General features: G+C 64.8%; 22 protein-coding genes. 16 read left to right on the top strand and 6 right to left on the bottom strand.

Features of this window, described 5'->3' with window-relative positions; all coding sequences use genetic code 11:
• Positions 1–92: 92 nt before the first annotated feature.
• On the bottom strand, positions 93–446 hold the full coding sequence (locus ACTIAO_RS07745; protein WP_441905706.1) for a hypothetical protein: 354 nt from the start codon (positions 444–446) through the stop codon (positions 93–95).
• Positions 447–574: 128 nt separating this feature from the next.
• Between ACTIAO_RS07745 and ACTIAO_RS07740 the strand changes: the two genes are divergently transcribed.
• The 3 genes from ACTIAO_RS07740 to ACTIAO_RS07730 all read left to right on the top strand — a co-directional run bounded on the left by ACTIAO_RS07740 (position 575) and on the right by ACTIAO_RS07730 (position 3,412).
• Positions 575–751, top strand: coding sequence for a hypothetical protein (locus ACTIAO_RS07740; RefSeq protein WP_441905705.1), 177 nt, complete (start codon positions 575–577; stop codon positions 749–751).
• A 139-nt stretch (positions 752–890) separates the two neighbouring features.
• On the top strand, positions 891–2,828 hold the full coding sequence (gene thrS, locus ACTIAO_RS07735) for a threonine--tRNA ligase (RefSeq protein WP_441905708.1): 1,938 nt from the start codon (positions 891–893) through the stop codon (positions 2,826–2,828).
• A 41-nt stretch (positions 2,829–2,869) separates the two neighbouring features.
• Positions 2,870–3,412 (top strand): HIT family protein, encoded by a 543-nt coding sequence (locus tag ACTIAO_RS07730; RefSeq protein ID WP_441905707.1) that lies wholly within the window; start codon positions 2,870–2,872, stop codon positions 3,410–3,412.
• On the opposite strand, the gene pdxY is transcribed toward ACTIAO_RS07730, so the two are convergent.
• Both pdxY and ACTIAO_RS07720 read right to left on the bottom strand, forming a co-directional pair.
• Positions 3,390–4,241 (bottom strand): pyridoxal kinase PdxY, encoded by an 852-nt coding sequence (gene pdxY, locus ACTIAO_RS07725; protein ID WP_441905704.1) that lies wholly within the window; start codon positions 4,239–4,241, stop codon positions 3,390–3,392. The genes ACTIAO_RS07730 and pdxY overlap by 23 nt on opposite strands.
• Before the next feature lie 29 nt (positions 4,242–4,270).
• Positions 4,271–5,578, bottom strand: a complete 1,308-nt coding sequence (locus ACTIAO_RS07720) for an aminotransferase class I/II-fold pyridoxal phosphate-dependent enzyme (RefSeq protein ID WP_441905703.1) — start codon at positions 5,576–5,578, stop codon at positions 4,271–4,273.
• Between the two features lie 94 nt (positions 5,579–5,672).
• Here ACTIAO_RS07720 and pdxS point away from each other — a divergent pair, with 94 nt between their 5' ends.
• The 11 genes from pdxS (at position 5,673) to ACTIAO_RS07665 (ending at position 16,757) form a co-directional block, all read left to right on the top strand.
• Positions 5,673–6,572: a pyridoxal 5'-phosphate synthase lyase subunit PdxS gene (gene pdxS, locus ACTIAO_RS07715; protein WP_441905702.1), complete on the top strand. Its 900-nt coding sequence runs from the start codon at positions 5,673–5,675 to the stop codon at positions 6,570–6,572.
• Positions 6,523–7,152: a pyridoxal 5'-phosphate synthase glutaminase subunit PdxT gene (pdxT, locus tag ACTIAO_RS07710; protein ID WP_441905701.1), complete on the top strand. Its 630-nt coding sequence runs from the start codon at positions 6,523–6,525 to the stop codon at positions 7,150–7,152. The genes pdxS and pdxT overlap by 50 nt, the downstream gene beginning before the upstream one ends.
• A 25-nt stretch (positions 7,153–7,177) precedes the next feature.
• Complete coding sequence (locus ACTIAO_RS07705; protein ID WP_441905700.1) at positions 7,178–8,056, top strand: DUF402 domain-containing protein; 879 nt, start codon at positions 7,178–7,180, stop codon at positions 8,054–8,056.
• 74 nt (positions 8,057–8,130) lie between these two features.
• Complete coding sequence (locus ACTIAO_RS07700; RefSeq protein WP_441905699.1) at positions 8,131–8,895, top strand: YebC/PmpR family DNA-binding transcriptional regulator; 765 nt, start codon at positions 8,131–8,133, stop codon at positions 8,893–8,895.
• 46 nt (positions 8,896–8,941) lie between these two features.
• On the top strand, positions 8,942–9,526 hold the full coding sequence (gene ruvC, locus ACTIAO_RS07695; protein WP_441905698.1) for a crossover junction endodeoxyribonuclease RuvC: 585 nt from the start codon (positions 8,942–8,944) through the stop codon (positions 9,524–9,526).
• A gap of 9 nt (positions 9,527–9,535) precedes the next feature.
• Positions 9,536–10,159: a Holliday junction branch migration protein RuvA gene (gene ruvA, locus ACTIAO_RS07690; RefSeq protein WP_441905697.1), complete on the top strand. Its 624-nt coding sequence runs from the start codon at positions 9,536–9,538 to the stop codon at positions 10,157–10,159.
• Complete coding sequence (gene ruvB, locus ACTIAO_RS07685; RefSeq protein WP_441905696.1) at positions 10,152–11,192, top strand: Holliday junction branch migration DNA helicase RuvB; 1,041 nt, start codon at positions 10,152–10,154, stop codon at positions 11,190–11,192. Before ruvA ends, ruvB begins: the two co-directional genes overlap by 8 nt.
• Positions 11,193–11,263: 71 nt before the next feature.
• A complete protein-coding gene (locus ACTIAO_RS07680; RefSeq protein ID WP_441905695.1) occupies positions 11,264–11,665 on the top strand; it encodes a preprotein translocase subunit YajC in 402 nt (133 codons plus the stop codon).
• A 56-nt stretch (positions 11,666–11,721) separates the two neighbouring features.
• A complete protein-coding gene (gene secD, locus ACTIAO_RS07675; RefSeq protein WP_441905694.1) occupies positions 11,722–13,452 on the top strand; it encodes a protein translocase subunit SecD in 1,731 nt (576 codons plus the stop codon).
• Positions 13,452–14,441, top strand: coding sequence for a protein translocase subunit SecF (gene secF, locus ACTIAO_RS07670; RefSeq protein ID WP_441905693.1), 990 nt, complete (start codon positions 13,452–13,454; stop codon positions 14,439–14,441). The genes secD and secF overlap by 1 nt, the downstream gene beginning before the upstream one ends.
• 66 nt (positions 14,442–14,507) lie before the next feature.
• Entirely contained in the window at positions 14,508–16,757 is a 2,250-nt protein-coding gene (locus ACTIAO_RS07665; RefSeq protein ID WP_441905692.1) for a RelA/SpoT family protein, read from the top strand.
• On the opposite strand, the gene ACTIAO_RS07660 is transcribed toward ACTIAO_RS07665, so the two are convergent.
• Genes ACTIAO_RS07660 through ACTIAO_RS07650 form a run of 3 tightly spaced genes read right to left on the bottom strand, consistent with a single transcriptional unit; the run spans position 16,736 to position 19,045 of the window.
• Complete coding sequence (locus ACTIAO_RS07660; protein ID WP_441905691.1) at positions 16,736–17,296, bottom strand: SAM-dependent methyltransferase; 561 nt, start codon at positions 17,294–17,296, stop codon at positions 16,736–16,738. The genes ACTIAO_RS07665 and ACTIAO_RS07660 overlap by 22 nt on opposite strands.
• Before the next feature lie 51 nt (positions 17,297–17,347).
• Positions 17,348–18,700 (bottom strand): DUF349 domain-containing protein, encoded by a 1,353-nt coding sequence (locus ACTIAO_RS07655; protein WP_441905690.1) that lies wholly within the window; start codon positions 18,698–18,700, stop codon positions 17,348–17,350.
• Positions 18,701–18,754: 54 nt separating this feature from the next.
• Positions 18,755–19,045, bottom strand: a complete 291-nt coding sequence (locus ACTIAO_RS07650) for a hypothetical protein (protein WP_441905689.1) — start codon at positions 19,043–19,045, stop codon at positions 18,755–18,757.
• Between the two features lie 83 nt (positions 19,046–19,128).
• Here ACTIAO_RS07650 and ACTIAO_RS07645 point away from each other — a divergent pair, with 83 nt between their 5' ends.
• Both ACTIAO_RS07645 and rpsD read left to right on the top strand, forming a co-directional pair.
• Entirely contained in the window at positions 19,129–20,463 is a 1,335-nt protein-coding gene (locus ACTIAO_RS07645) for a replication-associated recombination protein A (protein ID WP_441905688.1), read from the top strand.
• 212 nt (positions 20,464–20,675) lie between these two features.
• The gene (rpsD, locus tag ACTIAO_RS07640) at positions 20,676–21,305 is read left to right on the top strand and encodes a 30S ribosomal protein S4 (protein WP_441905687.1); all 630 of its coding nucleotides are present in this window, start codon (positions 20,676–20,678) and stop codon (positions 21,303–21,305) included.
• Positions 21,306–21,357: the final 52 nt, after the last annotated feature.

Below are 21,357 nucleotides of genomic sequence, written 5' to 3'. Positions count from 1 at the left end.
AGCGCGCTTCCCTGACACGGAAGAGGTCACTGGTTCGATCCCAGTATCGCGCACACACGAAAACCCTCGGTTTACCGGGGGTTTTTCTCGTTTTACTCCGAGCTCTCGGGCGGCACCGGGCCTCGGCGCAGTCGCTCCAACCGAGACATCACTTTGTCGACCGTCAGAATGACGGCGCAAACAATCGCGATAGAGCCGGGCACGAAGACGAGCAGGTCATCGATCGCCTCCCAGGCCGCCGGACTCCACAGCGCCACCCACGTCAATACCAACGCGAGTGCCGTCATCAGCTCGCCGACGAGCGTAGCGATTCCGAAAAACCAGGCAGCCCGGCGATGCTGAGCCACTGCCTTCGTCGAGAAGTGGAAATCGATGCCGAACGCGATGAGCAGCACCGCGAACACCGATAGCAGCAGTCCCAGATCATCCGTCGTCAACTCGCGCATGGCGTCAGGATGTCAGCTGTGCGAGCGGAATTCCAGTGCGCCACGGGCGATCTGTCAATGGGGACGACGGATCTGCTGGTCTGCGTAAGGGTGGGATCCACCATCAGATCGAACGAAAGGAACCTCACATGTCGAATCCCATGGACGACCAGGAAGAGGACCGTCCGACGGTCGTCGGCACGGACCCCGATATGAACATCGGCGACGACAACCCTGCCGCGGAACAGCGAGCGGATAACGCGGAGGACGCGGACGACGACGAAGAAGGGGACAAGGACGAGATCCAGGTCGAAGATCTTCCCTAACGTGATCGCACGGTCGGGGGTCGCAGGACGAGTAGCCTAGAAGCCGACCCAAATGGAGTGACCTGTGCCTGAAATCGACGAGTCGAATGCCGCCGCCCGCGACGGCTTCGCCCTGTTCTCTGACCGATCCGTCGTCGCCATGCGCGTGAACGGCGAACTCAAGGATCTCGCGACCACCGTGACCGAGACCGATGAGGTCGAACCCGTCACGATCGACAGCCCTGACGGTCTCAATATCCTGCGTCACTCCGCAGCTCATGTGCTCGCACAGGCAGTGCAGCGCATCAACCCGCAGGCGAACCTCGGCATCGGCCCGCCCATCACCGACGGCTTCTACTACGACTTCGGCGTCGAGACTCCGTTCACTCCGGAAGACATCAAAGCGATCTCGAAAGAGATGCAACGCATCGTCCGCGAGGGTCAGCGGTTCACGCGCCGTGTCGTCACGGCGGATGAGGCTCGCGCCGAGCTCGCGAACGAGCCATTCAAGCTCGAACTCATCGATCTCGCTGGCGGGCCCGGATCCGGCGTGGATGCTGCCGAAGGCGCCTCCGTGGAGGTCGGCGCGGGCGAACTGACCATCTACGACAACGTCAGCAAGGACGGGGAAGTGGTCTGGAAGGACCTCTGCCGTGGCCCGCACCTTCCCAGCACCCGCATGATCGGCAACGGCTGGGACCTGACGCGCATCGCCGCCGCCTACTGGCGCGGCAGCGAGAAAAACCCGCAGCTGCAACGCATCTACGGCACGGCATGGCCGAGCAAGGACGAGCTGCGCGCGTACAAGGAACGCCTCGCAGAGGCCGCAAAGCGCGATCACCGCAAGCTCGGCAAAGAGCTTGACCTCTTCTCTTTCCCCGAAGAGATCGGTTCGGGTCTGAGCGTCTGGCATCCACGCGGCGGCATGATCCGCGGCGAGATGGAGCAGCACGCTCGCAAACGTCACATCGAGGGCGGCTACACCTACGTGTACACCCCGCACATCTCCAAGGAAGACCTCTTCCTCACCTCGAACCACCTCGTCACCTACAGGGACGGGATGTTCCCGCCGATCGTCATGGACGAGGAGCGCGACGACGAGGGCAACATCACCAAGCAGGGCCAGGACTACTACCTGAAGCCGATGAACTGCCCGATGCACATCCTCATCTACAAGGAGCGCGCCCGCAGCTACCGCGACCTGCCGCTCCGCCTTGCGGAGAACGGCACGGTCTATCGCAACGAGCTCTCCGGTGCGCTGCACGGCCTGACCCGCGTGCGCGGCTTCACTCAGGATGACTCGCACCTCTTCGTCACCCCCGATCAGCTCGAGGAAGAGGTCGCGAAGGTTCTGGAGTTCATCCTCTCGATGCTTCGAGACTTCGGGCTCACCGACTTCGAGCTCGAGCTGTCGATGAAGGACGATGAGAAATCCAAGTGGATCGGCACTGAAGAGTTCTGGGAGTCTTCGACCGATGCGCTGCGGCGGGTTGCCGTCGCATCCGGTCTCAAGCTCACGGAGGTCCCCGGTGAGGCCGCGTTCTATGGCCCGAAGATCGATCTGAAGACCCGTGATGCGATCGGACGCACCTGGCAGTTGTCCACGGTGCAGGTCGACCCGAATCTGCCCGAGCGCTTCGACCTCGAGTTCATGGACAAGGACGGCCAGAAGAAACGGCCGATCATGATCCACCGCGCGCTGTTCGGCTCGATCGAGCGCTTCTTCGCGATCCTGCTCGAGCACTACGCCGGAGACTTCCCCGTGTGGCTCTCGCCCCTGCAGGTCGTCGGAATTCCGGTCGCGGACGATTTCGCCGACTATCTCGGCGACGTCGTCACCACGTTGCGCGACAGCGGCGTGCGCGCCGAACTCGACACCTCCGACGATCGGATGCAGAAAAAGATCCGCAACCACACCACCGGCAAGGTCCCGCTGATCCTGATCGCGGGTGAGAAGGACCGGGATGCCGGTACCGTCTCCTTCCGTTTCCGTGACGGCACGCAGGAGAACGGGGTTCCGATCGCGGATGCCGTCGACCGTATCCGCGCCGCGATCGCCTCGCACGCGCTCGTGCACACGGTCGGGGATCTCGCGTGACAGCGGAGGGCCCGGGCCCTTCGACAGGCTCAGGGACCGGATTGGAAAATGCCGGACATCTTGCCGGCGTCCCCGACGAGTTTCAACGCCTGTGGACACCGCACCGCATGGCGTACATCCAGGCGGGCCCGGAGCCTCTGCGCGACGAATGCCCGTTCTGCGAGGCTCCCCAGCATCCGGACGCCGAGCGGCTGATCGTCGCACGCGGTGAGACGGCCTACGTGCTGCTCAACCTGTTCCCGTACAACTCCGGGCACCTGCTCGTATGCCCGTACCGGCATGTCGCGACCTACGATCAGGCGACCCCCGAAGAAGTCGCCGAGATCGGGGCCCTCACGCAGATCGGTATGCGCGTGCTCCGCGAAGTGTCCAACTGCGACGGTTTCAACCTCGGGATGAATCAGGGCGCGGTGGCCGGAGCCGGTGTCGATGCGCACCTGCACCAGCACATCGTGCCGCGCTGGAAGTCCGACGCGAACTTCTTCCCGATCATCGCCAAGACGAAGGCGCTGCCGCAGCTGCTCGGCGAGGTGCGAGAGGCCGTTGCGAACGCGTGGCCGGTCAGCGCGCCTGAAGCGCGGTGAACTGCATCTTCGGGTGGGCGTAGGACTCCTGCGCCTCGATGAGCTGCAGCTCACGGTCACCGGAATCCAACGTCAGCTGAAGCAGATCGAACACGCTCGACGCCGTGCGCTCGAGGGCGACCTGTGCGCTTCCGGTGTCGACATAGTGCGCCGTGAACAGAGCGGCCGTGACGTCACCGGAGCCATTCGCCTTCATCGGGAGGAACGGCGTCTGCACGATCCATGCACCCTGATCATCAACCGCGAGCATCTCAATGGTGCCTTCTTCGCGATCGGGCCGTTCGACGCTTGTCACGAGCACGGTGCTGGGTCCCATCTGGCGCGCCAGATCGACAGAGGCGAGCGTTGACTCGAGGGTGTCCGGCTCCGTGCGGGTGAGGAAGCCCAGCTCGAACTGATTCGGGGTGATGATGTCTGCCACCGGCACGACCTTCTCACGCAGCAGTTCCGGGATCGCCGGTGCGACGAAGCATCCTGACTTCGCATTGCCCATCACCGGATCGCAGGCGTACAGCGCTTTCGGGTTTGCCGCCTTCACGCGGGCGACGGCGTCGATGATGACGTCCCCGATGCCTTCGCCGCCCTGGTAGCCGGAGAGCACAGCATCTACCTGAGGGAATATCTCGCGCTCCTCGATGCCGGTGATGACCTCGCGAACGTCACTCGGGGCGATGAGCGGTCCGCGCCAGGCGCCGTAGCCGGTGTGATTGGAGAAGTTCACCGTGTACACCGGAATCACGTCGACACCGATGCGCTGCAACGGGAAGACGGCGGCGGAGTTGCCCACGTGTCCGTAGGCGACGGCGGACTGGATCGAGAGGATCTTCATCCCTCGATCTTCTCACTGTCACGCGTTTCTCAGCGCACGGCTCCGGCGATGTCGGCGACAAGTTGGGCGGCATCCCCGTCGCCGAGGTCATGGACGGTGAGGCGGAGATGATGAGAGGGCGGGGCGCTCTCCTCGAGCCGGAACCCATCGCCGGTGCGGGCGAGCCAGCCGCGACGCATGAGACGCTCTGCCACGGTGTGCGCTGGTGTGGCGAGCCGAATCCAGAGGTTCATCCCATCGACGTACTCCGCATCGATTCCCTGCTCGCGCAGACGCTCCGCGAATGCGCGGTTCCGTTCCGCATAGTGCGTGCCGGCCTCGCGAATGGAAGCGCGCACGTCGACGTCCGTGAGCATGCCCAGCGCGAGCCGCTGCAGCAGGTGACTCACCCAGGTCGTTCCGGGGCTCAGACGCATCGCCAGGCGCTCGGCGGTCTCCGGGTCCGTCGCCGCGATGGCGAGGCACATGTCGGGGCCGAGGAACTTCGAGACCGACCGCAGCAGCGCGAAACGGCGGTGGTCTGGTCCGATGAGGCTTTCGTAGGGTCGCTCGGACAGCATCGAGAAGTGATCATCCTCGATGATCAGCACATACGGATGCTCGGCCAGCAGTTCACGCAGAGCCGCAGCGCGCGCGGGGGAGAGGCTCACCCCGGTCGGATTCTGAGCGCGCGGAGTGCAGATGACGGCACGGACCCCGTCCTCCAGCGCAGCGCGCAGACCCGCTACGGTCATCCCTTCCTCATCGACGGGTACAGGGACGGCCCGGTATCCACCGAGGCGGACGGTGTGGATGCTCGCGAGGAAGCAGGGGTCCTCGAGCGCCACCGCGTCATCACGCATGAGGGCCTGCGCGAGCAGGCGCTCGACAGCATCCACCGCACCGCTGGTGATCGTGATGCGGAAGTCGGATGCGGGAAGATCCGGCGCGATCCACTCCCGGGCCCATGCGTCGAGTGCCGGATCGATCACCGGTTCGCCGTAGAGCACGGGCCTGCCGACGACGCCCGAGAGCACAGCGGTCGGATCGGGGATCAGCGCGGGGTCCGGGTTTCCTGTCCCCACGTCGCGCAGCACGGTATCGGCCGCATACCCCTCCTGCGCGACCGCGTCATGCTCGACGATCATGGTGCCAGCGCGTCCTCGGCTGATCACGATGCCGGCCTGAGCGAGCTGCCGATACGCAGCGACCGTCGTGTTCCGGTTGACACCCAGTCGCGTGGCGAGCTCGCGCACCGGGGGCAGTAACGCACCCGGCGCAAGGTCGCCGCGCTCGCGAAGCTCACGCACGCTCGTTGCGATCTCGGCGGCCGTGCTGCCGGTGATCTGCTCGTTCATGACGCCTCCTGACGTGTGAGTCTACGGGGCATCCGGACAGTGCTATCTTTTGGCATAGATCAATAACAGCTTTGGATGCACGGAAGGATCCACCATGGTCGCAGACGAGAAGTCCACTACCGGATCGGCACGCGTCAAGCGCGGACTCGCCGAGATGCTCAAGGGGGGCGTCATCATGGACGTCGTCACCGCCGAGCAGGCAAAGATCGCTGAGGATGCCGGTGCTGTCGCCGTCATGGCCCTCGAGCGCGTTCCTGCCGATATCCGCGCACAGGGCGGCGTCTCGCGGATGAGCGATCCGGACATGATCGACAGCATCATCGACACCGTCTCGATCCCGGTCATGGCGAAGGCGCGCATCGGCCACTTCGTCGAGGCGCAGGTTCTGCAAGAGCTCGGCGTCGACTACATCGACGAGTCCGAGGTGCTCTCCCCAGCGGACTACGTCAACCACATCGACAAGTACGACTTCACCGTGCCCTTCGTGTGCGGCGCGACCAACCTCGGCGAAGCGCTCCGACGCATCAACGAGGGGGCGGCGATGATCCGTTCGAAGGGTGAAGCCGGCACCGGCGACGTCTCCGAGGCGATGAAGCACATTCGCAAGATCCGCGGTGAGATCGCGGCCCTCGCGGCCCTCCCCAAGGACGAGCTCTACGTCGCGGCCAAGGAGCTCCAGGCACCGTATGAGCTGGTCGCCGAGATCGCCGAAACCGGGAAGCTTCCGGTCGTGCTGTTCGTCGCCGGCGGCGTTGCAACCCCTGCGGATGCCGCGATGATGATGCAGCTCGGGGCGGATGGAGTGTTCGTCGGCTCGGGTATCTTCAAGTCCGGCAACCCGGCAGAGCGGGCGAAGGCGATCGTCAAGGCGACCACGTTCTACGACGACGCGAAGGTCATCGCCGAAGTGTCACGGGGCCTCGGCGAGGCGATGGTCGGCATCAATGTCTCCGACCTTCCTGCGCCGCACCGTCTCGCCGAGCGTGGCTGGTAGTCCACGCGTCGGCATCCTCGCCCTGCAGGGCGACGTGCGCGAGCACGAACACGTCCTGCAGGGGCTCGGAGCTGACACCGTTCGCGTTCGGCGCCCGGAAGAGCTCAACGCGGTAGACGCGCTGGTGATCCCGGGAGGCGAGTCGACGGTGATCGACAAGCTCTCCCGGGCTTTCGGCCTCCGTGAACCGATCCGTTCAGCGATGAGAGACGGGATGCCGATGCTCGGCACCTGCGCGGGCCTGATCATGCTCGCGGACACGGTGACGGATGCCGTCGGTGGACAGGAGACCTTCGGGGGGCTCGATGTCACCGTGCAGCGCAATGCCTTCGGCAGGCAGACCGAATCGTTCGAAGTCGAACTCGATGTTCCGGTACTGGGAGCGCCACCTGTGCGCGCGGCTTTCATTCGTGGTCCGGTGATCACCGACGTCGGACCGGGTGCCACGATCCTGGCTGCTCTGGCTGATGGGCGGGTCGTCGCTGTCGAACAGGGCGTTCTGTTCGGGCTCAGCTTCCATCCGGAGATCACGGGGGAGACGCGCTTCCACGAACGGCTGCTCGCTGCGGCCATGCGGTAGTCCTTCGGCACGATAACGTTGCGGAATGCGTTTGCCGATCGGTTCCACAGGTGTCAGTGAAAGCGGTGGCAATCTCACCCTGATCGGCCGTCGAGGTGAGGGCTGGCAGCGTATCGCCGAGACCGAGATGTCGCTCGACGACGCCGTCGCGTCGCTGGAGCAGAGCGGTCACGGGTCTGCGCACGATGATCCGGCGTTCGAGAACGCGGTGCGCTCGGAGGACGTGGCGGCACCCCGGTTCACCCCTGGTGACCCGATCCTGTGGCGCTACGGTCGGCATATCGAAACCGCACGCGTGATCCGCGACGATCAGCGCGGGCTGGTCATCTGGATTCCCTCCGGTTCTCAGCGGCTCGAGCCGGGGCCGGCGCACGGCGGCCGGCATCGCGATGTCCCGCTGGCAGATCGATTCCGCACGCCATGGGTGATGCAGGAGAAGACATGGACAGGGCAGGGCGTTGTCCGCGTCGCTCCCGCGGGTAAACCCTGGTCGGTGTGGTTCTTCCGCCGTGCAGATGGCTCACCCGATGGCGCATACGTCAACCTCGAACTGCCCCACCTGCGCCTGGCCGGCGAGACGCCGAGCGTCTTCTCCCGCGATCTCGTCCTCGACCTCTGGATCGATGCCGAGCACGAGGGATCTGAGGACGTCTGGCTGAAGGATGCCGATGAATTGGAGGAGGTCGTCGTACAGGGGCGCTTCACAGACGCGCAGGCCGAAGCCGTGCGGTGTCTCGCCGATCACGCCGGTCGCGAGTTCATCGTCGACGGGGCATGGCCGCTCGACGAAGGCTGGGAACGGTGGTCACCCGATACGGTGATGGATGCCCCCGTTGCGCTGCCGTCGACATCGACGATCGAATCTGCACGGCGGCGATCGGGAGACACCAGCCTCGAGGGCTGAGCCGACCATCGCGGGGCGTGCGGTGCGAACCGCGTAGACTGAGGGCGCAAAAAGCGCGAGACGAGCGGAGATATATGTCCGGGCATTCCAAGTGGGCGACGACGAAGCACAAGAAGGCTGTCATCGACTCCAGGCGCGCGAAGTCGTGGGCCAAGCTCATCAAGAACATCGAAGTGGCTGCCAAGCTCGGCGGTGCCGATATGGCCGGCAACCCGACGCTTTACGACGCCGTGTTCAAGGCCAAGAAGATGTCTGTCCCGAAGGACAACATCGACCGTGCGGTCAAGCGCGGTGCCGGCATCGGTGGCGAAGCAGTCGAATACCTGTCGATCATGTACGAGGGCTACGGTCCGAACGGTGTCGCGCTCATGATCGAGTGTCTGACCGATAACAAGAACCGTGCTGCCGCCGAGGTGCGTACGGCCCTGAGCCGCAATGGCGGCAACCTCGCCGATCCCGGCAGCGTCGCGTACAACTTCGAGCGCAAGGGCGTCATCGTCGTCGGTTCCGAGGGGACGAGCGAAGACGACGTGATGGAAGCGGTGCTCGAGGCCGGTGCTGAAGAGATCGAGCCGCACGGAGACGGCTACGGCGTGATCACCGAGGCGACCGATCTGGTGACCGTTCGTACGGCGCTGCAGGATGCCGGTATCGACTACGAGTCCGCTGACGTCGAGTTCGTTCCGAACGTCAAGGTCGAGATCGACGCTGCGACCGCGCGCAAGGTCTTCCGTCTCATCGATGCACTCGAAGACAGCGAAGACGTCCAGAACGTCTACAGCAACCTCGACCTGACCCCAGAGGTGCAGGCCGAGCTCGAGAACGACGAAGAGGACTAAGGCGAGTCTGCGAAGCCGCCGCTCCCCGCACGCATACCCTGGGGGAGTGGCGGCTTCTTCTCTGCGCGTGCTCGGCATCGACCCCGGTCTCACCCGGTGCGGTGTCGGCATCGTCGACGTCGAGCGATCCCGCCGCGCGAACCTTGTCCACGTCGGTGTCATCCGCACCCCCGCAGACGCTCCCATCGGAGAGCGTCTGGCGGCCGTGGCCGAGGGAATCCGCGCCGTTCTCGGTGAGCATGCGCCGGATGCTGTCGCCGTGGAGCGCGTGTTCGCTCAGCACAACAGCCACACAGTGATGGGGACGGCCCAGGCCAGCGGTGTAGCGCTCCTGCTGGCTGCCGAGGCCGGGCTACCGGCGGCGACGCACACGCCGAGTGAGGTCAAAGCCGCTGTCACCGGTTACGGCTCTGCCGACAAGAAGCAGGTGCAGACGATGATCGCACGCATCCTGCGACTGGATGCTCCTCCTCAGCCGGCGGATGCCGCGGATGCTCTGGCGATCGCGCTCTGCCACGCCTGGAGGCGAGGTGGCGCGGCCCCCGGTGCTGCCGGGTCGCTGACCCCCGCGCAGCGGGCGTGGGCGGACGCCGAGCGTGTCGCTCGAACATACATACGATCAGACTCGTAGGCTGGGGAGATGATCTCCTCGCTGCACGGTTCTGTGCTGACCACGGGCACCGACCATGTCGTGATCGACGTCGGAGGCGTCGGCTTCTTCGTGTTCGTCCCGGCCGATGTCGCCCACACCGCACGAGTGGGGGAGAACGTGCGTCTGCACACGAGCCTCATCGTTCGAGAAGACGCCCTGACACTGTACGGGTTCGCCGAGACCATCGAGCTCGATGTCTTCACGCAGCTGCTGAGCGTTACGGGCGTCGGACCGAAATCCGCCCTCGGCGTGCTCGGGCACTTGACCGTCGATCAGATCGCCACTGCCGTTGCCGACGACGATGACGCACCGTTTCGCAGGGTCTCGGGCATCGGTCCGAAGACCGCCAAGCTCATCGTTGTTCAGCTGGCCGGAAAGCTGCAGCCGCCGAGTCCCGGTGGAACTGTCCGCGGCGCCGCAACCGGAGGGACAGTGGTCGCTCAAGTCACCGCTGCGCTCGTCGGGCTCGGCTGGTCCGAGAAGGTAGCCAATGAAGCCGCCGCCGAGACAGCCGACGCCGCGAGCGATGCGGATCGGTCCTCCGTCCCCGCGCTTCTGCGCCGGGCGCTGGCGGCTCTCGGCCCCGCGAAGGCGGGTGGCGCGCGTGGCTGATGAATACGCTGACGGTCGTGATCCGGCGGAACCGATCGATGAGACCGAGTTGGCGATCGAAGGTGCGCTGCGTCCGGAGAGCCTCGGCGAATTCGTCGGCCAGCCCAAGGTTCGCGGCCAGCTGCAGCTGCTCCTCGACGCCGCACGCATTCAGAACCGTCCGCCCGACCACATTCTGCTCGCCGGTCCTCCCGGTCTCGGAAAGACGACCCTCGCGATGATCGTCGCACACGAGAGCGAGCGGCCCCTCCGCCTCTCCAGCGGTCCTGCCATCCAGCACGCCGGCGATCTCGCCGCACTGCTGTCGAGCCTGGTCCCGGGTGAGATCCTCTTCATCGATGAGATTCACCGGATGGCCCGCTCAGCAGAGGAGATGCTCTATCTCGCGATGGAGGACTTCCGCATCGACATCATGGTGGGCAAGGGAGCTGGAGCCACCAGCATCCCGCTCGATCTCGCCCCGTTCACGCTTGTCGGCGCCACCACGCGATCGGGCCTGCTGCCGAACCCCTTGCGCGACCGCTTCGGCTTCACCGGTCACCTGGAGTTCTACGACGATTCCGATCTGGAAAAAGTCATCGAACGTTCCTCATCTGTGCTCGACGTCGCGATGCCCGCGGTGGCTCGCCACGAGATCGCACGGCGATCGCGCGGCACACCGCGTATCGCGAACCGCCTCCTGCGCCGCGTTCGCGACTACGCACTCGTACACGGCGATCACGATGCCGCAACACTCGGCGACGTCAACGCGGCTCTCGAGCTGTACGACGTCGATCCGATCGGTCTGGACAGGCTCGACCGGGCTGTGCTCGAGACGCTGGTCAAGCGCTTCCGTGGCGGACCAGTCGGACTCAGCACACTCGCTGTCGCCGTCGGAGAAGAAGCAGAGACCGTGGAGAGCGTCGTCGAACCGTTTCTCGTGCGCATCGGATTTCTCGGCCGAACCCCGCGTGGTCGCGTGGCGACTCCCGAGGCGTATGCCCACCTCGGGATGCCGCATCCCGAGGGCAGCGCATTGCTCGATGACCTATAATCGCTGGAGACTTCACCCCACCCCCCTGTACGTCGGCTCTCCGGCGTGCGCATTGTGAAAGGCTTTGCCTCATGGAAATCGTTCTTTTCGGCCTCCTCGCCGTCCTCCTCATCTTCATGTTCTTCAACACGCGCAAGCGCCAGAGGCAGATGAAGGCTGATCAGGAAGAGAAGGCCACGAAGACTATTCCCGGTGCAAAGGTGCTTCTCCAGGGCGGTCTCTACGGCACCATCGTCGCCTATGATCCCACCGACCTCGACACTCCAGCCCTCGTCGAGATCGCACCCGGCACGATCATCGAGGTCCACAGCCAGGCGATCCTCCGCGTCGTGGAGCCGAAGGATGCTGTCGCAGATCTCGATGAGTCCAGCGACGCGCATGACCACGTGATCGAAGAGATCGCGCCCGACGTCGCGCTCGAGACTCCCGAAGAGACCCGCGCCCGACTGGATCGCGACGCCGACAGCAAGTAGTAGGCTCTTCGCTGGTCCTCTCCGGCCCGACCGGTATCGCAGAAAGCTGAACATACGTGGCTTCATCCTCTCCTGTCCGCCACGCGTGGAAGGTGCTCCTCGGCCTTCTTCTCGTGACAGCCGCACTGTTCGGCATCAACGCACTCGGTGTCTACGGATTCCAGAAGAGCTCATGGGCACCTGAACTCGCCCTCGACCTGCAGGGTGGCACGCAGATCGTCTTGAGCGCCGTCACTGAAGACGGCTCGAACCCGACCCAGGACCAGCTCGATCAAGCTGTCGAGATCATCCGACAGCGAGTCGACGCATCCGGTGTCGCCGAAGCCGATATCACCACCGAGGGCGGACGCAACATCGTCGTCCAGATCCCGGGTGTCGCGGATGAAGAGACGCGCGCCCGGATCGAGGCGAGCGCCCAGCTCGAGTTCCGCGCAGTGATCTTCGCCGGAGACCCGGCGACGGAGTTCGTCGGGGAAGACGGAAACTCCACTCCGTACCCGACGCCCGATCCCTCGGCGAACGCGGTTCCCACGGCAGAGCCGACCGACGGCAGTGACATGTCGTGGGTCACGGAGAAGCTGCAGGCCGAGTTCCTCGCCTACGACTGCGCGGCCCCCAACGATGGCGCCTCGAGCCCACCCGCTGATGAACCGTTGATCACGTGCGACGACGCCGGGACGACCAAGTACATCCTGGGTCCGATGGAGCTCTCCGGCGATGCGATCAACGACGCGTCGAGCGGCCGCGACCCGCAGTCGGGTGCATGGACCGTCCAGCTCACGCTCGACGGCAACGGCACCCAGGTCTTCGGCGAGATCAGCCAGCGCCTGTACCAGAACCAGCTCGACGGGCTGAGCCCCCGCGACCAGTTCGCATTCGTGCTCGACGGCAAGGTCATCTCCGCGCCGCGGATGAACGCGCAGATCCTCAACGGAAAGCCCAGCATCTCAGGCTCGTTCACGCAGGAGACCGCTGAGACGCTCGCCAATCAGCTCAAGTACGGTGCGCTTCCGCTGAGCTTCACGACAGAGAGCGCCGCAACGGTCTCAGCGACGCTGGGAACCCAGCAACTGCAGGTCGGCCTCATCGCCGGGCTCATCGGGCTTGCTCTCGTCGCGCTTTACTCGTTGATCAGCTATCGCGCACTCGGCACCGTGATCATCGCGTCGATCGCGGTGATGGGTGTGCTGACGTACATCATCATCTGCATCCTCGCCTGGCGTCTCGGCTTCCGCCTCTCGCTCGCCGGCGTCGCGGGCCTGATCGTCTCCATCGGCTTCACCGCCGACTCCTTCATCGTGTACTTCGAGCGAATACGAGATGAGCTGCGAGACGGTAAATCCATCGCCGGAGCGGTCGAGGACGGCTGGGGGCGCGCGAAGCGGACGATCTACATCTCCAAGTCGATCAACATCCTCGCCGCTGTGGTGCTGTACATCCTCGCCGATTCGACGGTGAAGGGCTTCGCGTTCACTCTGGGGCTCACAACCCTGATCGACGTGTTCATCTTCATCATCTTCACCCACCCGGTCATGCAGATCCTGGCACGAACACGCTTCTTCGGCGGCGGGCACAAACTGTCCGGCCTCGATCCGGATGCGCTCGGCGCGGTCTACCACACACGGACGCAGTTCCGAGAAGTGAATCAGGCAACGGTCGGTCGCACCGCCAAGAACAACCGTTCCCGCGGTGAGGCGGAGCGACGTCAGACGATCGCCGAGCGCAAGAGAGAACAGGCGCTCACCGGCACGAGATCCACGGACTCGGGAAGCGAGGGAGAGCACTGATGGCCTCCATGAATGAGTTCGGCAACAACCTCTACACGGGAAAGACCTCCTTCCCGTTCGTGGGGAAGCGTCGTCTGTGGTTCATCATCGCGATTGCACTGGTCCTCGCTTCCGCACTCGTCCCGCTACTGCGCCCGGTGCAGTTCTCGATCGAGTTCACGGGTGGATCGCAGTTCACCGTGGTCGCCCCGTCATCCACAGACCAGACAACGGCGACGCAGGCCGTGCAGTCGGTGGTCCCGGAGTCGACGGCCAAGGTCGCCATCGTCGGTGGTACCGACGTCCGCGTGCAGACCTCCCAGATGTCGGCAGAAGACACCATCACGGTCTCCAAGGCGCTGGCAGCGGCATACGACGTCGACCCTGACGAAGTCACCTCATCGTTCATCGGACCCCAGTGGGGCGAGAGCGTCACGCGGCAGTCGCTGTGGGGTCTGGCGATCTTCCTCGCGCTGACCTTCCTGATCCTCGCGATCTACTTCCGCACGTGGAAGATGTCTGCCGCCGCAATTCTCGGTCTGCTCGACGTCCTCGTCATCACGGTCGGCGTATACGCGCTGGCCGGGTTCGAGATCTCGCCGGCAGCCGTCATCGGCTTCTTGACGATCCTCGCGTACTCGCTGTACGACACGACGGTGGTGTTCGACAAGGTCAGAGAGAACACCACGGAAGACGGGGAGAACTCTGCCCGCACGTTCGGTGAATCGGTGAACCTCGCGGTCAACCAGACTCTCGTGCGCTCGATCAACACATCGATCGTCGCCGCCCTCCCGGTCGGTGCGATCCTGTTCATCGGCGCGTTCTGGCTCGGTGCCGAGACACTCACCGATATCTCGTTGTCGATCTTCGTCGGCATCCTCGTCGCGACGTATTCCACACTGTTCGTCGCCGCGCCGCTGTACTCGCTCTTCCGTGAGAACGAGCCGCAGATCATCGAGAACGATCGTCGCGTACGCGACCTCCGGGCTCGTGCCGCGGTAGACGCCTGAGCCGTCCCGCCGACCCGGGCCTCGGGCAACGGCGTACGCGTAGGATGTTGTGACCCGGAGGTATCGATGGCGGAGGCGAGCACGCAGGCGCAGGGCTCGAGTCTGAGACGACTCGTTCCCCGCATTTTTTCGCGAGCCCCCCGCGTCAACGATCTCGACAACCTCATCCGTTCCGTGCGGGTCAACCACCCCAAGGGTGACCTCGCGATCATCGAACGCGCCTACAAGGTCGCCAAAGAGAAGCACGAGGGGCAGAAGAGGCGCAGCGGAGAGCCGTACATCACGCATCCGCTCGCTGTCGCCCAGATCCTCGCCGAGATGGGGCTGGGTCCGCGTGCGATCGCTGCGGCGCTGCTTCACGACACGGTCGAGGACACCGGCTACGCGCTGTCCGAGCTCAGCGACACATTCGGCGACGAAGTGGCGATGCTCGTCGACGGCGTCACGAAGCTCGACAAAGTCAAGTACGGAGAGAGCGCGCAGGCCGAGACCGTCCGCAAGATGATCGTGGCGATGTCGAAAGACATCCGGGTACTGCTGATCAAACTCGCCGACCGATTGCACAATGCCCGCACCTGGGGCTTCGTCCCGCCGGAGAAAGCTGCACCGAAGGCCCGGGAGACCCTGGAGATCTACGCGCCGCTGGCCAATCGCCTCGGCATCCAGGCGATCAAATCCGAACTCGAAGATCTCTCCTTCGCCGTGCTGCATCCGAAGATCTATGCCGAGATCAACAGCCTGATCGCGCAGCGCACCCCGCAGCGCGAGAAGTATCTCAAGCAGGTCATCGAGTCGATCAACGAAGATCTGCACGATCTGCGGATCAAGGGCAAGGTCGTCGGCCGACCCAAGCAGCTGTATTCGGTGTACCAGAAGATGGTCATACGCGGTCGTGAGTTCGACGACATCTACGACCTCATCGGAATCCGCGTCCTCGTGAACTCAGTACGCGACTGCTACGCGGTGCTCGGCGCGATCCACGCCCGGTGGACCCCGCTGCCTGGGCGTTTCAAGGACTACATCGCCACTCCGAAGTTCAATCTTTATCAGTCGCTGCACACGACGGTGATCGGCCCGAACGGCCGAACGGTCGAGATCCAGATCCGTACGCATGAAATGCATCAGCAGGCGGAGTTCGGTGTCGCCGCGCACTGGATGTACAAAGAGCGCATGAACGGCGGCAAGTCGTTCGACGGTCCGAGCGACACCGACATGACCTGGCTCGCGCATATCTCGGACTGGCAGGCGGAGACGGCTGATCCGAGCGAGTTCCTCGATTCGCTGCGTTTCGAGATCGGTGCGAAAGAGGTCTACGTCTTCACGCCGAAGGGGCGAGTGATCGGCTTGCCCGCGGGTGCGACCACTGTCGACTTCGCGTACGCCGTGCATACCGAGATCGGGCACCGCACGATGGGCGCGAAGGTGAACGGACGTCTCGTTCCCCTCGAGACCGAGGTCAAGAGCGGCGATGTCGTCGAGGTGTTCACATCGAAGAACCCTGATGCCGGCCCCAGCCAGGACTGGTTGAGCTTCGTCAAGAGCACACGTGCGCGCAACAAGATCAAGGGCTGGTTCACGAAGGAGCGGCGCGAAGAGGCGATAGAACAGGGCAAGGAGTCCATCGCGCGAGCGATGCGACGCCAGAACCTCCCACTTCAGCGTCTGATGAGTCAGGATTCCTTTGCCGAGGTCGCGCTGCAGCTGCGCTACGAGGATGTGTCGGCACTGTACGCGGCGGTTGGCGAGGGACACGTCTCGACGCAGTCGGTGCTCGAAAAGGTCACCGCGCTCGTCGCCGCCAACGATACGAGCACGGGTGCGATCGACATCCCGGTTCGGCCGCGCGCGCATGAACCCCGCGCGGGGGACTCCGGCGTTCTCGTCCGGGGCGCAGCCGACATTCTCGTGAAGCTCGCCAAATGCTGCACTCCCGTCCCTGGCGACCCGATCGTCGGCTTCGTCACGCGGGGCAGTGGCGTGTCGGTGCACAGGGCCGACTGCGTCAATGTGAAGGCGCTGAGCGACCAGGAGGAGCGCTTCATCGAGGTGGAGTGGGGCTCGACGACCAAGAGCATATTCCGCGTCCAGATCCAGGTGGAGGCACTCGATCGAGGCGGACTCCTCTCTGACGTGACACGTGTGCTCACCGAGCATCACGTGAATATCCTCTCGGCGACAGTGAATACGAACGACGAACGTCTGGCGATCAGCAGATTCGTCTTCGAGATGGGCGACTCGGTGCATCTCGATCGTGTGCTCAACGCAGTACGTCGCATCGACGCCGTCTACGACGTCTACCGGGTGACGTCCTCATAGCCTCCGAGGCTGTCGAGCACTGCCAGTGCTGCGCGTTTTCCCGGCAGTCTCTGACGCGATCGCAGAAGCTCAGTCGCACGCGGTACGAGCGACGATTCGACGCGCGCGAACCGGTGTAACCACGCCGCTGTTTCGTCGTCGTATGCGGCACCGAGGGCGAGATCGGTCAGCGTTCGCAACTTCGTCGTGATCTGCTCGCCGGCAATGGTCTCGATGTCGCCGGACTGAAGTCGCTTTTCATGCATGACCACGAGCGGTGGCGCCTGCAGGCGTCCGCGCCGGGTGGATACGCGCACCAGGTGATGTCGTAGCGGCGGGGAGTCACCCGCGCCGTGCACCCACGCCGCCGTTGGCCCGCTGAGGGCACAGTCAGGGGCGAGAAGGTGTCTGATCGACATCATGCGAGCTGCGGCATCCTCGGGAAGGTCGGGTGGCATATAACCGTCGCCGACTTCAATCAGCAGCCCATCGAGTCGCGCCGAACTCAGCTCCGGCTGAGACAGCAAAGCCCCGGGGCGGAAGAACAACGACGAATGCACACCTTCAGTGTGACGCGCTGAACCCCGCCTCGGGGCGGCTGTGGATAACCCTCAGTTGCCGAGAGCGTCGAGCCAAGCGCGCCGAGCCTGGAGAGCCTCCGCCGCCTGTTCGATGGACTTCTTGTCACCGGACTTCTCGGCGGCTGCGAGCTCGTTCTCGAGCTTCTCGATCGCATCGAGGAGCTGCTGGCTCATGTCGTTCGCGCGAGCCTTGGTTTCGGGGTTGTTGCGCTTCCAGTCGACTTCCTCACGAGACTTCAGTCCCTGCTCGATCACGCGCAGCTTGTCATCTAGGGCGCGTTCCTGCTCGCGGGGGAAGATGCGTCCGACCTCGTCCCACTGTCGCTGGATCTTCGTCAGCAGCGCACGGGCCTGTTTGATGTTCGACTCATCGGCGACCGCCTTCGCGTCTTCGAGAAGTGCCTTGCGCGCTTCGATCTTCGGAGCCGACTCGGCTTCTTCTGCGGCGGACTGCTCGGCACGCGCCGCGTACAGAGCATCGCCAGCCGTCTTGAACCGCGCCCACAGTGCGTCATCGGCCTTGCGTCCGGCACGGCCGGAAGCCTTCCAGTCCTCGAGAAGGTTGCGGTAGGCGGGGATTCCGTCCACGCCCTTCGGGGCGAGGGCCTCGGCCCGCTCGATCAGCGTGTTCTTGCGGTCGCGAGCAGCCTTGTGCGTCTCGTCGAGGTCGGCGTAGAACGAACGACGGCTCTTGTCCACGACGGAGCGTGCATCACGGAACCGCTTCCACAGCTGCTGAGAGATCCCCTTCGGCAGGCGGGGCCCGTTCTGCTGCTGCGACTGCCACGTTTCGAAGAGTGTGTTCACCTCTTCGGTGACCTGCTTCCACTGCACCTTGCTGAGGTCGCGCGCGGCGATGGCCTCGATGCTTTCGACGAGGACCGTGCGGTCAGCGATTGCCTGGTCGACCTGCTCCTTGGCTGCCTTCGCCTCCGCATCGCGTGCCTCCGCGAGAGCATCGGTCAGCGTGGACAGACGCGTCTGGAGGGAGGCGAGATCGCCGACGGCAGCCGCCCCGGTGATCTCCGTGACGAGTTTGCCGGCCTGGCCGGTCAGGTCGCTTGCCGATGCGCCACCGCTCTGGTGTCGCTGCTCGAGCGTATGCACCTTGAACGCAAGGTCATCGAACTTGCGCACGTAATACGCGAGCGCCTCATCGGGGGTGCCGTCGGGGAACTGGCCAACGACACGCCAGTCATCGCCCTCCCGCACCTCGACGGTGCCGTCATCGGTCACGCGGCCCCAGGTGGCGGAGTCCGCGGATGCGACCGGGGATGCCGGGGCAGCCGGCGCTGCGACAGGTGAGGTCGCGCGCGGCGGCATGGGGATGCGCGGCGGGGCGGGGACGGGTGGAGTCGGCTTTGAGGTCTCGTCTGCGGACACGATGTGCTCCTTGCGCGGTCTGCCCGCGTGAGGGTGGAAAGGACTTCGTTCAGCCTAGTCGGCGGAGGCCGCGGGCGAGAACAGATCCGCGAACGGGTTCTCCAGGACGGCGGGCGTGGACGCTGCTGTCGGCTCCGGCTCCGGTGTGACGACGGCGGCGTGCACGGACTGACTGACGATCGCGCCGACGATGATGAGGCCGCCGACGATGCCGGCGATCGTGTTGTCGCGTGCTCGGCGGCTGATCTGCGCCTCATGCCACGAAGTACGAGCCGCATAGAGTCGCGATCGCTCGGCGGACGCCTTCGAGCGGGGGGCGTTCTTCGATCCACGACCGGCCATCATCTTCCTTCCTCGGGTGCACGCTGTCTGCACCACCCGCGAGCCTACCTGTGAGCGTTGTCGGCGGCGCACATTAGCCTGGTGAGATGACCTCCGCGCCACTGCTCTCGGGACAGACGCCCCTTGCCGTGCGCATGCGACCGATATCCCTCGACGAGGTGGCCGGTCAGCAGCACCTGCTGCGCGCGGGTTCCCCGATCGTGGCGCTGGCCGATCCGGATGCCGCATCCCCCGGTGCCGTGTCGATCATCCTCTGGGGACCGCCCGGCACCGGTAAGACGACTCTGGCTCAGGCCATCGCCCGGTCCTCCGGGCGGCGTTTCGTCGAGCTGTCGGCGATCACGGCCGGGGTGAAGGATGTCCGCGAGGTGATGCAGGAGGCGCTAACGCAGCGTGACCTGTACGGGCAGACGACGATCCTGTTCCTCGATGAGATACACCGGTTCACCAAGGCTCAGCAAGACGCGCTGCTTCCCGGCGTCGAGAACGGCTGGGTCATCCTCATCGCAGCAACGACGGAGAACCCCTCGTTCTCGGTCATCTCACCGTTGCTCTCACGCTCGCTCCTGCTGACGCTGCAGCCGCTCACCGACGATGACATCGCCCTGCTGGTCGACCGCGCGGTCTCCGACGCACGCGGATTGAACGGTGCGGTCGAAGTCGAAGATGCCGCGCGCGGCGCACTGGTGCGGCTCGCCTCCGGTGATGCGCGACGGGCCCTGACGGGCTTGGATGCCGCGGCGGCTGTGGCGATGTCGAACGCTGATTCAGCTGCCGCCGTGAAGCCAACGGTCACCGCTGATGACGTCGCGCAAGCCGTCGACCGTGCGCTGCTGCGCTACGACCGCCAGGGCGACGAGCACTACGACGTGATCAGCGCGTTCATCAAGTCCATCCGCGGTTCCGATCCGGATGCTGCGCTGCACTACCTCGCCCGAATGATCGAGGCGGGGGAGGACCCGCGATTCATCGCGCGGCGCCTGGTGATCTCGGCATCCGAAGATATCGGCCTCGCAGACCCGCAAGGCCTGGTGATCGCCGCCGCCGCCGCAGACGCCGTCGCCTTCATCGGAATGCCGGAGGGCCGCATCCCGCTCGCGGAGGCGACCGTCTACCTGGCAACGACCGCCAAATCCAATGCCGCATACGCCGGCATCGATGCGGCGATCGCCGACGTGCGCGCAGGAAAGATCGGTCGTGTTCCCGCGCATCTGCGCGATGCGCACTATCCGGGCGCGAAGCGCCTCGGACATGGCAAGGGCTATCTGTTCCCGCATGACAATGAGCACGGCATCGTGACGCAGCAGTACCTTCCGGACGAGTTGCAGGGCCGGCGCTACTACCAGCCGAAGAACCTGGGCGCCGAGCGCGACGTCTCCGCACGGCTCGAGCGAATCCGGCGCATTCTCGACGGGCGCTGACCCTTCGACAGGCTCAGGGACCGGTTCGACAGGCTCAGGGATCGACTCACGGGTGGTCTGTTAGACTTGAGCGGCTCGAAACAGAGTTTTCGGGCATCTCTTCGTTCACACCCCACTTTCTTCGCGCCCCGGCGTGCGTGCAGAAGGCAGAGCGTTGGAGATACGTCCGTGAGGCGTGAAAGACACGTCCACGTCATCGGAAGGAATACTTCGTGGTTACGAAGTCCCAGGACCGCCGCAAGGTCCGCCTGTCCCGCGCCCTCGGCGTGGCACTCACCCCGAAGGCCGCCCGCTACCTCGAGAAGCGTCCCTACGCTCCGGGCGAGCACGGCCGCACCAAGCGCAAGGCCGACAGCGACTACGCGGTTCGTCTGCGTGAGAAGCAGCGTCTGCGCGAGCAGTACGGCATCCGCGAGAAGCAGCTGCGCATTGCGTTCAACGAGGCACGTCGTGTCGACGGTCTGACCGGTGAGAACCTGGTCGAGCTGCTCGAGATGCGTCTTGACGCGCTTGTCGTGCGTTCGGGCTTCGCCCGCACCACCGCACAGGCCCGCCAGATGGTCGTGCACCGTCACATCATGGTCGACGGCCAGCTCGTCGACCGCCCGTCCTTCCGCGTGAAGCCGGGTCAGCTCATCCACGTCAAGCCCAAGAGCGAGGGCACCGAGCCCTTCCAGGTGGCAGCAGCCGGCGGTCACGCCGAGGTGCTTCCTCCCGTTCCTGCGTACCTTGAGGTCGAGCTCGACAAGCTGCAGGCCCGTCTGGTTCGTCGTCCGAAGCGCGCCGAGGTCCCCGTGACCTGTGAAGTGCAGCTCGTCGTCGAGTACTACGCGGCTCGCTGATACAGCGTTAGAACAGAAGGCGTCGGGGGAGATCCCGGCGCCTTCTGCTGTT

Source organism: Microbacterium sp. (genome assembly GCF_052099035.1).
Lineage (GTDB): Bacteria > Actinomycetota > Actinomycetes > Actinomycetales > Microbacteriaceae > Microbacterium.
This window is presented reverse-complemented; position numbering and strand designations above follow the sequence as displayed.